General features: G+C 65.4%; 13 protein-coding genes. 11 read left to right on the top strand and 2 right to left on the bottom strand.

What is annotated here, in order from left to right:
- Positions 1-11 precede the first annotated feature (11 nt).
- The 9 genes from R4P95_RS05020 (at position 12) to R4P95_RS04980 (ending at position 9645) form a co-directional block, all read left to right on the top strand.
- On the top strand, positions 12-1187 hold the full coding sequence (locus R4P95_RS05020; protein WP_213573719.1) for an MCE family protein: 1176 nt from the start codon (positions 12-14) through the stop codon (positions 1185-1187).
- Positions 1184-2206 (top strand): MCE family protein, encoded by a 1023-nt coding sequence (locus R4P95_RS05015; protein WP_159919305.1) that lies wholly within the window; start codon positions 1184-1186, stop codon positions 2204-2206. Before R4P95_RS05020 ends, R4P95_RS05015 begins: the two co-directional genes overlap by 4 nt.
- A gap of 2 nt (positions 2207-2208) precedes the next feature.
- The gene (locus R4P95_RS05010; RefSeq protein ID WP_109326918.1) at positions 2209-3258 is read left to right on the top strand and encodes an MCE family protein; all 1050 of its coding nucleotides are present in this window, start codon (positions 2209-2211) and stop codon (positions 3256-3258) included.
- Complete coding sequence (locus tag R4P95_RS05005) at positions 3255-4544, top strand: MCE family protein (protein ID WP_317743753.1); 1290 nt, start codon at positions 3255-3257, stop codon at positions 4542-4544. The genes R4P95_RS05010 and R4P95_RS05005 overlap by 4 nt, the downstream gene beginning before the upstream one ends.
- Positions 4541-5785, top strand: a complete 1245-nt coding sequence (locus R4P95_RS05000; RefSeq protein ID WP_317743752.1) for an MCE family protein — start codon at positions 4541-4543, stop codon at positions 5783-5785. Before R4P95_RS05005 ends, R4P95_RS05000 begins: the two co-directional genes overlap by 4 nt.
- Positions 5782-7194, top strand: coding sequence for an MCE family protein (locus R4P95_RS04995; RefSeq protein ID WP_213573714.1), 1413 nt, complete (start codon positions 5782-5784; stop codon positions 7192-7194). The genes R4P95_RS05000 and R4P95_RS04995 overlap by 4 nt, the downstream gene beginning before the upstream one ends.
- Before the next feature lie 191 nt (positions 7195-7385).
- The gene (locus R4P95_RS04990; RefSeq protein ID WP_249354016.1) at positions 7386-7967 is read left to right on the top strand and encodes a hypothetical protein; all 582 of its coding nucleotides are present in this window, start codon (positions 7386-7388) and stop codon (positions 7965-7967) included.
- A complete protein-coding gene (locus R4P95_RS04985; RefSeq protein WP_317743750.1) occupies positions 7964-8500 on the top strand; it encodes a h domain protein in 537 nt (178 codons plus the stop codon). Before R4P95_RS04990 ends, R4P95_RS04985 begins: the two co-directional genes overlap by 4 nt.
- A 146-nt stretch (positions 8501-8646) precedes the next feature.
- Entirely contained in the window at positions 8647-9645 is a 999-nt protein-coding gene (locus tag R4P95_RS04980; RefSeq protein WP_213573708.1) for an NAD-dependent epimerase/dehydratase family protein, read from the top strand.
- Here the strand turns inward: R4P95_RS04980 and R4P95_RS04975 are convergent.
- Both R4P95_RS04975 and R4P95_RS04970 read right to left on the bottom strand, forming a co-directional pair.
- Positions 9624-11198, bottom strand: coding sequence for a trehalose-6-phosphate synthase (locus tag R4P95_RS04975; protein ID WP_213573706.1), 1575 nt, complete (start codon positions 11196-11198; stop codon positions 9624-9626). The genes R4P95_RS04980 and R4P95_RS04975 overlap by 22 nt on opposite strands.
- A gap of 33 nt (positions 11199-11231) precedes the next feature.
- Positions 11232-11405 (bottom strand): hypothetical protein, encoded by a 174-nt coding sequence (locus R4P95_RS04970; protein ID WP_201453505.1) that lies wholly within the window; start codon positions 11403-11405, stop codon positions 11232-11234.
- Between the two features lie 157 nt (positions 11406-11562).
- Between R4P95_RS04970 and R4P95_RS04965 the strand changes: the two genes are divergently transcribed.
- Complete coding sequence (locus R4P95_RS04965) at positions 11563-13269, top strand: ABC transporter ATP-binding protein (protein ID WP_317743749.1); 1707 nt, start codon at positions 11563-11565, stop codon at positions 13267-13269.
- A complete protein-coding gene (locus R4P95_RS04960) occupies positions 13266-15011 on the top strand; it encodes an ABC transporter ATP-binding protein (RefSeq protein ID WP_317743747.1) in 1746 nt (581 codons plus the stop codon). The genes R4P95_RS04965 and R4P95_RS04960 overlap by 4 nt, the downstream gene beginning before the upstream one ends.
- Positions 15012-15034: the final 23 nt, after the last annotated feature.

Raw genomic sequence — 15034 nt, 5'->3', positions numbered from 1 at the left:
AGTGCCGGTAGATGACTGATTCGGGCGGAAAGAAGAAGCTCGCGGCTCTCGTCCTCGTCGCGGGTCTGCTGGCGATCATCGCCTTCTCGCTGGCCATGTTCAACGGCGCTTTCACGGAATCGACACCGGTCACGGTCACCTCCGACCGGGCGGGCCTGGTCATGGAACCGGACGCGAAAGTGAAGCTGCTCGGCGTCGAGGTCGGTCGCGTCGGCTCCGTCGAGCACGTCACCGACGGTGCCGAACTGAAGCTCGACATGTACCCCGACATGATGTCGCTGATCCCTTCCAACGCCGCGGTGGAAATCAAGTCGACTACCGTATTCGGCGCCAAATATGTCAACTTCGTCATGCCGGAAGATCCCGCCACCACGCATCTCGAACCGGGCGCCGTCATCGCCTCCGACAACGTCACCGTCGAGTTCAACTCGGTCTTCCAGCATCTGACGGATGTGCTCGATCAGATCGAACCCGAGAAGCTCAACGCGACACTGGGGGCCATCGCCTCCGCGCTGCGCGGTCGCGGCGACGAACTCGGTGCACTGCTCGAGCAGAGCGACCGCTACCTCGCCAAGGTGAACCCCAGTCTCCCTCAGTTGCAGGAGGATCTGGCGAAGGCCGCCGTGGTTACGAACGTCTACGCCGACACCGCCCCGGAACTGCTGCAAACCCTCGACAACGTGACCGCCACCAGCCGCACGGTGGTCGAGGAACAGGACAATCTCGACGCAGTGCTGTTGAACGCCACGGGCTTGGCCGACACGGCGAATACGGTGCTGACCGACAACGAGCAGGGGCTGACGGACACCCTCGACCTCCTGCTCCCCACCACGGATCTACTGGCGGAATATTCGCCGGAGATCTCCTGCTTCCTCGTCGGCCTCAACAACGTGATTCCCCTTGCCGAACAACTCATCGGCGGCAATCAGCCGGGAATCGCGTTGAGTGCGAGCTTCATGTATGGCCAGGAGCCCTACAGTTACCCGGAGGATCTGCCGAAGGTGAACGCGTCCGGAGGACCCAACTGCGCAGGCCTCCCGAATCCTGATCCGAACGTGCACGCCAAGTTCCTCGTCGCTGACACGGGTACTGTGCCGTTCGTGCCGTCGACCGAAGTACAGGTACACATGCCGAAGGTCTTCCAGATTCTGTTCGCCGGTGTCTACCCGGAGCCGGGTGGGCAGTGACCGTGAGAAGCACAACCGTCAAGCTGGCGATCTTCGCGACCGTGATGACCCTGATCTTCGTGGGCCTCGCAGTGGTGTTCAGCCAGTACCGTTTCAGCACGTCCAAGGACTACTCGGCGACGTTCGTCGATGTGTCCGGTCTCAAACCGGGTGACAAGGTGCGCATTGCCGGTGTGCCGGTCGGCGCGGTCAAGAACGTGAAGATCGACGACGACAACCTTGCCGACGTGGAGTTCGACGTGGAGTCGAAGTACTCGTTGTTCGAAGGAACGAAGGCTACGGTCCGATACGAGAACCTCGTCGGTGATCGCTACATGGAACTCCTCGAGGGTGCGGGGTCGGTGGAGCCGCTTCCGGAGGGGGGGTCCATCCCGGTGGATCAGACATCTCCCGCACTCGACCTGGACCTCTTGCTCGGTGGGTTCAAGCCGCTCCTGCGTTCGTTGAATCCGCAGCAGGTCAACGATCTCTCGGCGGCGCTGGTGCAGGTTTTCCAGGGGCAGGGCGGCACACTTGTGTCACTGCTGGGCAGTACCAGTTCGTTCACCAACACACTCGCGGACCGCGACCAGTTGATCGGTGAGGTCATCACCAACCTCAACGAGGTTCTCGGAACCATCAACAACCGCGGTGATCAGTTCAGGTCCACTCTCGATCAACTGCAGCAATTGGTGAGCGGCCTCGCGCAGGACCGCGATCCGATCGGTGACGCCATCCCGAGGATCGCCGGCGGCACAGGAGACCTTGCGGAGTTGCTCGAAGGCGTCCGCCCGCCGTTGCAGAGCACCGTTGCGGAGGCGAATCGCACTGCAACGCAGCTGCAGATGGGCGAAGAGACTCTCGATTGGGTGCTCCAGAACCTGCCGGACGCCTATCGCCGACTCATCCGAATCGGCACGTACGGCAGCTTCTTCCAGATGTACGTGTGCACGGTCAAGTTCAAGTTCACCGGACCGGAGGGATCGGATCTGCTTCTCAACATGCCAGGCGGACAGACAGCGGGGAGGTGTGCACCGTAACCATGAGACAAGAACGCAATCCCGTCCAGGTCGGGCTGATCGGTGTGGCAGTCTCCGCCATGATCGTGATCGCCACCCTCCAGTACGACCAGCTCCAGTTCCTGTCGGGCGGAACACATTACAATGCCATGTTCGAGGACGCCGGTGGCCTGATGGCAGGTGACACGGTCACCCTGGCGGGGGTCGACGTGGGCAAGGTCTCCGACGTCGAGCTCGACGGGCAGCACGTGCTCGTCACCTTCACTGTCGAGGACGGCATAGCACTCGGTGATGTGACCGAGGCGGATATCAAGACAAATACCATTCTCGGCCGCAAGTCGCTTGCGGTCACTCCGCGAGGAACGGAGACGCTGCCGGTGGGATCGACAATCCCGCTGGACCGCACCAATTCGCCCTACTCGCTCAACGATGCACTCGGCGACCTCACCACGACGGTGTCCGAGCTCGACACCGATCAGGTCAACGACGCGCTGAACGCGATGTCGGGTGCGCTCGAGAACACCCCTCCGGAGCTGCGCACCGCGCTCGACGGGCTGACCCGGTTGTCGGAAAGCATCAATTCACGCGACGAAACGCTGAAGCAGTTGCTCTCTCGCGCCGAGAACGTGACGGGCATACTCGCCGAGCGCAGCGGCCAGATCAACTCGCTGATCGTCGACGGCAACGAACTGCTGGGTGAACTCGACCGTCGCCGGGCCGCGATCAGCCAATTGATCGTGAACATCTCGGCGGTGTCGAGGCAACTGACGGGCCTGGTGCAGGACAACCAGGAGCAGATGAAGCCGACGCTCGACAAGCTGAACTCCGTGGTCGACATCCTCCAACGCAACAAGGACAACATTTCGCAGGCGCTCGACGGCCTCGCACCGTACGCGACGCAGCTGGGTGAATCTGTGGGGAGCGGGCCCTTCTTCATGGCGTACGTCTACAACATCGGCATCGGCAACCTGCTGCAGGGGCTGAACGACGCGATCCTGTGGCCGGAGCATCTGCCGAACGACCTGCAGGCCTACCTGCAGACCGGGCCGTCCCTCGAACTGAGGCCCCGATGACACACACAGAAGAAACCGGTGCGCGGAAGAAGTGGTGGATTCGCGGTGCGATCGCCGGCGTCGTGGTGGCCCTGATCGTCGGCGGCCTGGTCGTCTTTCTGCCGCGACTGTTCGAGAACACCGTCACCGCCTACTTTCCGACCACGACCGGCCTCTATTCCGGAGACGACGTGCGGGTGTTGGGCGTCAAGGTGGGCAGCGTCGGCAAGATCGAGCCGGGTCCCGACTTCGCCAAGGTCACCATGAGCGTCGACAAGAGTGTGGAGATCCCCGCCGACGCCAAGGCGATCATCGTTGCGCCGAGCCTGGTGTCCGGCCGGTTCGTCCAGTTGACGCCCGTCTATGCCGGGGGCCCGACCATGCAGGACGGGGCAGATATTCCGGTGCAGCGCACCGCGGTGCCGGTGGAGTGGGACGAGATCAAGTCGGAGCTGAACAAACTGTCCGAAGCGCTCGGGCCGCAGGGCGCCGACCCGCAGGGATCGCTGGGAACGTTCATCGACACCGCAGCGAACAACCTCGACGGCAACGGTGAATCCCTGCGTAACACGCTGCGTGAACTGTCGGAGACCATGCGGACGCTGTCCGACGGACGGACCGATCTGTTCTCCACCATCCGGAACCTGCAAACATTCGTAGCAGCCCTCTCGTCGAGCAACGAGCAGATCGTGCAGTTCGAGGGCCGGCTCGCCTCGGTGTCGAACTTGCTCGCCACCAATTCGGACGAACTCGGCACCGCCCTGGTCGACCTGGATCTCGCACTTGGCGACGTCAACCGGTTCGTCGTCGAGAACAGGGCCGCGCTCACCGAGCAGGTCGGTCGCCTGGCCGATGCCACCCAGGTGCTCGCCGACAAGCGACCGCAGCTGGAACAGACGCTGCACGTCGCCCCCACGGCACTGGCCAACTTCAGCAACATCTACAAGCCGGCGCAGGGGTCCTTGGTCGGAGCCGTGGCATTCGCGAACTTCGGCAACCCCGTCAACTTCATGTGTGGGGCGATCCAAAGTTTGCAAGCCAACGATTCCCAGCGCAGCGCCGATCTGTGCACGCAATACCTGTCGCCGGTGCTGAACTCGCTCACGATGAACTACCTGCCCATTCTCAGCAATCCCACGACGGGTGTGAACGCGTTCCCGGATCAGCTTCAGTACAGTCCGCCGAGCCTGGCCGGATCGGTACCCCCGCGGTCCGCACCGCCGGCGACGGGTGCGCTGGCCGGAATACCGACCGTCGCGGTGCCGAGGGACTTGAACGACCTGCTGCAGCCGGGAGGTGGACGATGACCGGGTTCCGGGGCAGACGCGTGCGGGGTGGCGGGATCGCGGCCGGGGTGCTCGCCTTGTCGCTGACCATGACCGGCTGTGAGTGGGAGGGTCTCAATTCGCTTCCCCTTCCGGGAACGGAAGGCACCGGCGGTGACGCGTACACCGTCGAGATCGAGATGCCCAATGTCACCACTCTCTCGCAGAATTCACCGGTCCGCGTCAATGACGTCACCGTGGGTACCGTCACGGGAATCGACGTGAAGGACTGGCACGCGCAGGTCACCGTCTCGCTGAACAACGATGTCGAACTGCCCGCCAATGCGACCGCCAAGATCGGCCAGACGAGCCTCCTGGGCTCGCAGCATCTCGAGTTGGCGCCGCCCACCGACGCGGAGCCACAGGGCAGGTTGGCGGAAGGGGACGTGATCCCGATCGAGCGTGCAGGGGCATACCCGACGACGGAGCAGACGCTGTCATCCTTGTCTGTGGTTCTGAACGGCGGAGGTATTGCCCAGATCCGGGACATCACCGAAGAATTGAACGCTGCACTCGGCGGGCGCGAGGCCGAGGTCCGTGACCTGCTTCCACAACTCGACCGGTTGGTCACGAGCCTGGACCAACAGCGCGGTGACATCATCGGTGCCATGGAGGGGCTCGATCGACTCTCCGTCACCGTCAACCAGCAGAAGCCCACGCTCGAGGCAGCGCTCGACGACATCCCACCTGGACTCGAAGTGCTTGTGGCGCAGCGTCAGAATCTGACGACGGCGCTGGTGGAGCTCGGCAAACTCAGCGACACCGCGACCCGTCTCGTCGACAGCAGCGGGGAAGAGCTGGAACAAAACTTGCGTAACCTCACACCGGTGCTCGCGGAACTCGCCAATTCGGGCAGCGCACTCACCGACGTCCTGACCCTGATGCTCACCTACCCGTTCCCGATGAGGACGATGGACAAGGCCATTCGAGGCGATTACGCGAACCTGATGATGACCGTCGACCTGAGTGCGGCGAGGGTCGACAGCAACTTCCTGACCGGTACGGCCCTGGGTGGATCACTCGGTGGAGTGGAAGGAGCTGTCGGTTCGCTCGCCGGTGTCGCCGGACAGTCCGGCGACCCGCTGCAGATTCCGCTGCTGCCCGCCCCGCCGCAGGCACCGAAACCCGCGCAGGCACCCGCTCTCCCCGGACTGCCGCAGATTCCCGGTCTCCCGCAGATTCCCGGCCTTCCGCCGCAACTGGGAGGGGCCCCGGCACCATGAGGAAATTCGTACGTATCCAGCTGATCATCTTCTCGATCCTCACGGTGATCGGCCTCGCGGTGATGTCGATCCAGTATGTGAAGGTGCCGGTCATGTTCGGCATCGGGCGCTACGACATCGTGGTGCAACTTCCGTCCACCGGAGGGCTGTACTCCCACGCCAACGTTGCCTATCGGGGAACCAACGTCGGTGTCGTCGATCGTGTCGCGCTCACCGACGACGGAGTCGAGGCCCAGCTGTCGCTCGACAGCAGCTACAAGATTCCAGCCGACGTCGACGCAGTGGTGAAGAGTGTGTCGGCCATCGGCGAGCAGTACGTCGACCTGATTCCGCGGACGTCGGAGGGCCCGGATCTCGCGGCAGGTGACGTCATTCCACTGGATCGGTCCGCCGTACCGCAGGATGTCGGCGAGATGCTCGATCAAGCCGACGTGCTGTTGGCCAGCATCTCCGATACTCGGTTACGTACCGTGATCGACGAGGCGTTCACCGCGTTCAACGGTTCCGGCCCCGACCTGCAGCGGCTCATCGACTCGGCCCGTCTGTTCGTCGAAGAGGCGGATGCCAACAGCGACGCGACGATAGACCTGATCGATCAGATCGGCCCTCTGCTCGATACGCAGACCGTCAGCAGTGACGCCATCCGATCCTGGACCCAGGACCTTGTCACCTTCACCGATCAGCTCCGGGCCAGCGATTCCGATATCAGGGGAGTGCTCGAGAAGGGTCCCGGGACGGCCGTCGAAGCCACCCAACTTTTCCAGGAGTTGCAGCCCACCCTGCCGATCCTGCTGAGCAACCTGGTGAGCGTCGGACAGGTCGGCGTCATCTACAACAAGAGTATCGAGCAAGTTCTCGTCATCTACCCACCGTTGACCGCCGCGCTCGTCACCGCCGCCAAAGGCGGACCGGTCGAGGACGGCGCGATCGTCGACTTCGCCCTGGAACTCCACGATCCGCCGGCGTGCACCACAGGTTTTCTGCCGCCGGATCAGCGGCGCACTGGCGATCAGACCGAACCTATCGCGACTCCGAACGATCTGTATTGCAAAGCGGCGCAGGATGATCCTTCGGTCGTCCGTGGTGCACGCAACCTTCCCTGCATGGAATACCCCGGCCGCCGGGCGCCGACCGTGCAGGCGTGCCGGGACGGGTGGGAGGCCGCGGGTAACAACCCGCCGTACGGGCCGATCATGCCGCCGGATGTACCCTCGTATACGGCCGTTCCTGTTATCCCCAGTTCCTACGAAGGATCACCGAGTGGGCCGGTCGCGGCCGTCCCGTACGACCCGGGAACGGGTAGCTTTGTCGGTTCGGATGGTAAGACGTACACCCAACCGGATCTGGCGTCAGGATCGCCGAGAAAGGACTCGACGTGGCAGACGATGATGACAGGTCAGCAGATTTGAGTTCATCGACACAAGAGCGTGCCGCTGACGCGGTGGGGGAGGCCTCCCCGGCACGGAAGGAGCGCAGCAGGCGGCGAGCGGTACGTCACGCAGGTCCACCGGTCGGTGAGACCGGAACGCCGCAACCGGTCGTATTGGCGAAGTCCAGCGACGCGCACCCTGCTACAGCGCCCCAGCCCGAGCGCGAACCGGTGGCAGAGACGATCTCGACGAAGAAGGCGGCCGCCGAGGGTGCCGTCAAGTCGGGCGGGGCGTTGCCACCGCCCGAAGACGAGAAGGGGACGCGTCGTTCGTGGAAGTCGCTGATCGGCTACGGTGCGGTCGCGGTCGTCGTTCTCGCCTTGGTCGTGGCCGCCGTCGTCCTGCTGCTCGACCAACGGTCGGCGCGCGAACGAGACGACCGGCGCCAGGCCTTCATCGACACGGCGCGACAGACCGTACTGAACCTGACGACGATCCATCCGGAGACCGCGAAAGAAGATGTCGACCGAATCCTAGCGGGTGCGTCAGGAGCCTTCCTGGCCGAATTTCAAGGCAGGGAAGACCCGTTCGTCGGTGTGGTCCGCGATGCAAACGTCACCACCGAGGGCGAAGTCCTCGAAGCGGGAATTCAGAGCGAGACAGACATTTCGGCCGACGTGCTCGTCGCGGCCCGCACCATGGTCACCAGCACCGAACAGCCGGAGCCGTCGCCGCGTGACTTCCGGATGCGGGTGACCGTCAGTGACGACAACGGGAAGTTGACCGCATCGAAGGTGGAGTTCGTCCCATGACCGACAACGACGTCGACACGTCCGCAGAACAACGGCGAAAGCTCCCGGTCGTCACCAAGGCGGCAGCGTTGAAGATCGTGACGGCGCTTGTGATCGTCGCCCTCGCTGTCGGCGTGGGATTCCTCTGGTACGGCCATCGCCAGGACCAATTGGCCGAACAGGCCCGCTCCGAGGCGGTCGACGCGGCGAGCAGGCAGGCCGTTGCGATGTTGGCGTACGACTTCGCCAACGTCGACAGCCAATTGGCTGCTGCGGCAGACGGAATCACCGGCTCCTTCCGCGACGACTACACCTCCCTGGTGGAGGAAACCATCGCCCCGGGGGCCAAGGAGAAGCAGCTGACGGTTCAGGTGACGGTGCAAGCAGCCGCACCGGTGTCGACCACCCCCACCGAGGCGGTGGTCCTGCTCTACCTCAACCAAACCACTACCAGTGCCGAAGCACCGGATGCTCGGACGTCGGGTAGCCGGGTGCGGGTCTCGCTGCAGAAGGTCGACGACCGCTGGCTCGTCGATCAGCTCACCCCTGTGTAGCGGTGTCGACGGTGTAGCGGTGACCCGCACACGAGTCTCGCGGACCTTCACAAAGTGAAACATGTTCTAGTACTGTCGGGGCTTCCGGGCCGACTGCCGACGCATCACGTTGTGTCGCAGGGCCACAACCGAACGGGGAGTCGTCGATGAAAGTTGCTGTAACCGGGGCCGCAGGATTCGTGGGCACCAATCTGCTCGATCTCCTGGTCCGATCCGGGCACGAGGTGACCGCCATCGACCGCATCCGTTCCGAGCACGCTCCCGGGGGAGTCACGTGGGTGAACGGCGACGTGCTCGACGTGGAATCGATGAAGAGGGCCCTGGACGGTGTCGAGGTGGTCTATCACCTCGTCGCCATGATCACCCTCGCGCAGAAGGACGACCTGGCGTGGACCATTAACACCAAGGGCGTCCGCACCGTGGCCGAGGCTGCGCTTGCCGTGGGTGTGCGGCGGATGGTGCATTGCAGTTCCGTGCACTCGTTCGATCAGAGCAACTGCGGCGGAGTGCTCGACGAGCAGTCGCCGCGATCAGTGGACGCGTCGATCCCCGTGTACGACAGGTCGAAATGGGCCGGTGAGATCGAACTGCGTGCGGTGATCGATACCGGTCTCGACGCGGTGATCTGTAACCCCACCGGGGTGTACGGCCCCGTGGACTATGGTCTCTCCCGCGTAAACAGCCTGCTACGCAACGCTGCTCGTGGCCGGGTGCCTGCCGCGGTGCAGGGAGCGTTCGACTTCGTCGACGTTCGCGACGTGGCCGCCGGGTTGATCGCCGCCGGGGAGAAGGGGCGGACGGGGGAGAACTATCTGATCTCGGGGCACATGCTGGGCATGCACGACGCCGTGCGGAAGGCCGCCCGAGCGGCAGGTCGGCGTGGACCGATGTATTCGTTCCCCCTCAGCGTGATCGAACGAGTGCTGCCCCTCGCGGAACCCATCGGAGCCAGGTTCGGTTCCGATGTGCTGTCCCGCTCGGCGATGGCGGCGCTGCTCGCGGCACCGGTCATCGACGGTGCGAAGGCGGCGTCCGAACTGGGGTACGTCCCTCGTCCCGCCGACGAGACGATCCGCGACCTCGTCGCGTTCCTGGTCACGTCGGGTCAGTTAGGACGCCGCAGTCAGTTGTCCTCGGTCGTGTAACCGGCCTCGTCGGCGTCGGTGATGTGGTCGGCGTACTCGGCCTCGTCGGCCTCGGCCGGCGCGATCAACGCCGGCCCGGCCGCACCGCTGTGCGACAGTGCGTCGAGGAATGCCTTCGCCCAGCGGTCGACGTCGTGCGCGAGCACCTGCCGACGCAGCGCACGCATGTGCCGGCGACCGCTTTCGTGCGGCTGGTTCAACGCCTGTTCCATCGCGTCTTTGACACCGTCGAGGTCGTGCGGATTGCAGAGGAACGCCTGCCGGAGTTCGGCCGCCGCCCCGGTGAACTCGCTGAGCACGAGGGCGCCGCCGAGATCGCTGCGGCACGCCACATACTCCTTGGCGACGAGGTTCATGCCGTCGCGCAGTGGCGTCACGAGCATCACGTCGGCGGCCACGAAGAAGGCGATCAGTTCTTCGCGCGGGATCGGGCGATGGATGTAGTGCACCACCGGCCGGCCGACCTCGCTGTACTCACCGTTGATGCGCGACACCTTCCGCTCGATGTCGTCGCGCATCTGGACGTAGCTGTCGACCCGCTCGCGGCTGGGCGTGGCCAACTGCACCAGCACGGTGTTCGCCGGGTCGACCCGGTGTTCGTCGAGGAGTTCGTGCAGCGCAGCAAGGCGGACGTCGATGCCCTTGGTGTAGTCGAGTCGATCGACGCCCAGCATGATGTGCTGCGGGTTTCCCAGTTCCTTACGGATCTGTCTCGCACGGTCGCGGATCGACTTGGAACGTGACTGTTCGTCCAGCTCGCCGGAGTCGATGGAGATGGGGAACGCTCCCACGCGGACCGTCCGGAAGCCGACCTGCACGACACCGAGCTTGGAGCGGACACCGACAGTGCCGCGCGACGTCGGCTGGCCGGCGAGGCGTCGAGCGAGGAACAGGAAATTCTGCGCACCACCCGGGAGGTGGAATCCGATGAGATCCGCACCGAGAAGTCCCTCGACGATCTCGGTCCGCCACGGCATCTGCATGAACAGTTCGACCGGCGGGAACGGGATGTGCAGGAAGAAGCCGATCGTGAGGTCGGGGCGGAGCATACGCAGCATCTTCGGCACGAGCTGCAGCTGGTAGTCCTGGATCCAGACGGTGGCACCGTGCGCCGCCGCCTTGGACGTTGCCTCCGCGAACCGCCGGTTCACCTCGACGTAGGCGTTCCACCAGTCGCGGTTGTACTCCGGCTTCACGATGACATCGTGGTAGAGCGGCCACAGGGTGGCGTTGGAGAAGCCCTCGTAGTAGTCGCGGATTTCGGCGCCGCTCAGCGGGACGGGGTAGAGCTCGAGCCCGTCCTCGACGACCGGCTCCAGATCGGCGTCTGCGACACCCGCCCAGCCGACCCATGCACCCTTGTTACGGCGAAGGATCGGCTCGAGCGCGGTGACGAGTCCGCCGGGGCTCCGCTTCCACTTGGTGGTGCCGTCCGGCAGCCGCTCGAGATCGACAGGGAGTCGATTCGCCACGACGACGAAGGTGGCTTGCCCGGAGACAGGGTCAGATGTCGAACTCGATGACGAAACTGACGATTCCGAGCTGAGTGCCACGGGCTTCCTTCGCGGTCGGAGTGGATGAAATTATCAGTCGAGCTTGGCGGTGGGCCCGATTCCGAGCATCGAGAGCAGCATCCTGCACTCGTCGGCGTCCTCGGCGTATGCAGCGACAACGCGCTGTGCCTGGCGGGCGGTCTCGTCGGCCAAGGGTTCGAGATCCTCGTCCGCGATGTCGGTCTCGGCGGTCGTGTTCGCGGCCATTCTTGTCCTCTCGGGGCTTGCTGCTGCGTCAACGCAGTAGTTCGTATCGGCGACTCTATGAGAACCGGGCACGTCGACGCTAGTTGCCCTTCCGATAGTGTTCCTCTAGTTAGGGTCTGCTTACTTGTCGGGAACCGTCAGGGTGGGAGTTGTCTGCGTGAAGACTGGTGGCGCCGCAATTCTGCGTCGAGCTCTGGTGCGCAATCGTGTGCGCCTGGGTATCGGCACAGTTCTGGTCTGCCTGCATCAGGTGGCCGAAACGCTCGTGCCGATCGCAATCGGCGTCATCGTCGACCGCGCGGTGGCGACGGGCGATACGTCGGCGCTGGTGGTCTGGCTGTGTGCTCTTGCCCTGCTGTTTGTCGTTCTCACCACAGCGTGGCGGTTCGGTGCCCGATTCCTCGTGCTGGTGATGCAGAACGAGGGACACCGGCTGAGGATGGAGGTGGCGCACCGAATACTCGACCCCCGCGGCGTGCGCACCGACCTGCGCGCCGGGGAGTTGCTCTCGGTGTCCTCGACCGACGCAGATCGGTCCGCCTTCATCGCGGACATCGTGCCGCGCGCGGCCTCGGCCCTCACGGCAGCCGTCGGCTCGGCTGTCGCCCTGCTACTCATCGACGTCCCGCTCGGGCTTGCGGTCCTCGTCGGAACGCCCGTCATCCTGGGTCTCCTGCAACGTGCGGCCCCGCTCATCACCCGACGAGCCACCGACCAGCAAGCCGCGGTCGCGCGGGCCTCCGGCATGGCCACCGACCTGGTGAGTGGGCTTCGTCCCCTCCGCGGGATCGGCGCCGAGGACGCTGCGTCGCAGCGTTACCGCAGCGCGAGCCGGGATGCCCTCGACGCCACCCTCCACACCGCGCGAAGCTCGGCGGTGTTCACCGGCGTGTCGATGACCGTCAGCGCACTGCTCGCCGTCGGGATCGCGGGATTCGCGGGTTGGTTCGCTCTGGAAGGGCGGATCACGATCGGGGAACTGATCACCGTCGTCGGCCTCTCACAGTTCTTCATCGAACCGCTCGGCGTCCTGGCGGGTCTGCCGGGATCTCTCGCACTCACCCGGGCATCGGCAGATCGGGTGGCGTTGGTCCTGGACGCCGAACCGCTGTTGCCCGCGGGTTCCGGCCTCATCCCGGCCGGCAGCGAGCTGTCGTTGTCGGGCGTGAGCTACCGGTCTCTCACAGCGCTGGACCTCCGGGTCGGTTCCGGTGAGTTACTCGGCGTCGTCGCCTACCGGCCGCAGGACGCCGAGGCGTTGGCCGCGCTGCTGTCCGGGCAGGTTCCGCCCGAGCGCTACCAGGGAGAGGTGACCGTCGGCGGCGTCCGACTCTCGGATGCCGAGCTGGGACACGCGCGACGGACTGTGCTGGTCGAACCCCACAACGGTGACCTGTTCTCCGGAACGGTGGCGTCGAACGTCACCGCAGGCCGGCCGGATGCGCCGGAAGCCGAGGTCCAGGCGGCCCTGCGGGCGTCTGCAGCGGTCGATGTCATCGATGCACACCCGGACGGTCTCGACCACGAGGTGACCGATCGCGGGGCGTCCTTGTCCGGCGGGCAACGCCAGCGCGTTGCGCTCGCCCGGGCGCTGATGAGGAGGTCTCCGGTGCTGGTGCTGCACGACCCTACAACGGCGGTGGACGCGGTGACCGAACACATGATCGCCGGAGGTATCGCCGACTCGAGGCACCGCGATTCCGCGGGAAGCGGCCAGACGACCATCCTCCTCACGAGCAGTCCTGCGTTGCTGTCGGTGACCGAACGCGTCGTCGTCCTCGACGAGGGAACGGTCGTCGCCGAGGGCACGCACGCACAGTTGGCCGCCGAGGACGCGCACTACCGGCGGGCGGTGCTGCGATGAGTGGACTGCTCCCCATCGCGTCCGCACGCGATACCTGGGTATGGCTGAGAACCGAGCTGGGCCGGCGGCGCGGACGAAGCCTGCTCACCCTGCTCGTGGCGGCCTCTGCCGCCGGGATGGCACTGGTGCCCGTCTACGTGTTCGGTGTCCTCGTCGACCGAGTGCAGGCCGGCGCCCCACCGTCGACGATCGGGTGGGTGGTCGCGGTGATCGCCTCGGCCGCTGTGATCGGCGGAGTCTGCGCCGGCTGTGCGTCGTTCCTCATCCGGAGTCTCGGCGAGGGGATCCTCGCGGACCTGCGGGAGCGGACCGTCGACCGGGCGCTACGGCTTCCGGTGCAGACGATCGAACGCGTTGGCAAGGGCGACTTGCTGTCCCGGGTGGGCGACGACGTGGCGGTGATCGGCAAGGCCGTGAGCGATGTGGTGCCCAACCTGGTGACGGCGATACTTCTGGTGCTGCTGAGCATCGTCACGATGCTGGGCATCGACTGGCGTCTCGGGCTCGCGGGCATGGTGGCCTTGCCGATGTATGCGCTCGCGATGCGCTGGTATCTCCCGCGGTCGGCCCCCGTCTACGCGAGCGAACGCGTGGCGATGGGCGAGCGCTCGCAAGCGCTGATCAGCAGCATGCAGGGTGCCCGCACGGTGCGGGCCTACGGTCTCGAAGACCTTCACCTCGGACAGATCGACGACGCCTCGCGGAAAACCCGGAATCTGTCCGTCGGCGTGTTCGCACTCTTCACCCGCTTCGCCGGTCGCGGCAACAGAGCCGAATTCGTCGGTCTGGCGACCATCCTCGCCGTGGGCTTCGCGCTGGTGCAACGCGACCTCGTGACGGTCGGACAGACCACCACCGCTGCTCTGCTCTTCCACCGATTGTTCAATCCGATCGGCATGCTCATGTACACCTTCGACGAGGTGCAGTCGGCGGGCGCAAGCCTCGCGCGGCTCGTCGGGGTGGTTGCTCGGCGAGACGAGGCCGGTGGCGTCGCAGGGGTCCCTGCTGCTGCCGAATCGACCCTCGAACTGGTCGAAGTCCGGCACACCTACGACGGCGAGCATGACGTGGTGCACGGCATCAGCCTGCGCGTCGAGGACGGCGAACGAGTCGCACTGGTCGGGTCGACAGGGGCCGGGAAGACCACTGTCGCAGCGATTGCCGCCGGGTCGATCGTCCCCACGTCGGGTTCGGTGCGCATCGGGGGCACCGCGCTGTCGGAGTTGTCGTCGCGCGAACTCCGCCGTCGGGTGGCCATCGTCAGCCAGGAGGTACACGTATTCGCGGGGCCTCTCATCGACGACCTGCGCCTAGCGGCCCCCGGTGCCTCCGAGGAGGACGCGGCCATGGCACTGAAGACGGTGGGTGCAGCCGACTGGGTGAACGCGCTCACCGATGGTGTCCGCACCGTCGTCGGCGAGGGTGGGCACGAACTGACTGCTGCGCAGGCACAGCAGTTGGCTCTGGCCCGCCTCGTCCTCGCTGATCCCGCGGTCGCCGTGCTCGACGAGGCAACTGCCGAGGCCGGCAGCGCCGGGGCACGGGACCTCGAGGCATCCGCCGAGGCCGCGACCCGCGGTCGGACCACGCTGATCGTGGCGCACCGGCTCACCCAGGCCGCCACTGCCGACCGCGTCGTCGTGCTCGAACACGGCCGGATCGTGGAGGAAGGACCGCACTCTGCACTCGTCGACGCCGGCGGCCGCTACGCGCAGCTCTGGTCGGCGTGGGAGGGGCGCTGACCCCTGGAACATTACGGGCGAAT

The sequence above is a fragment of the Rhodococcus sp. IEGM 27 genome (assembly GCF_033142305.1).
Lineage (GTDB): Bacteria > Actinomycetota > Actinomycetes > Mycobacteriales > Mycobacteriaceae > Rhodococcus_F > Rhodococcus_F oxybenzonivorans.
Note: the sequence above shows the minus strand (reverse complement) of the source record. Positions and strands in the feature narration are given on the sequence as shown.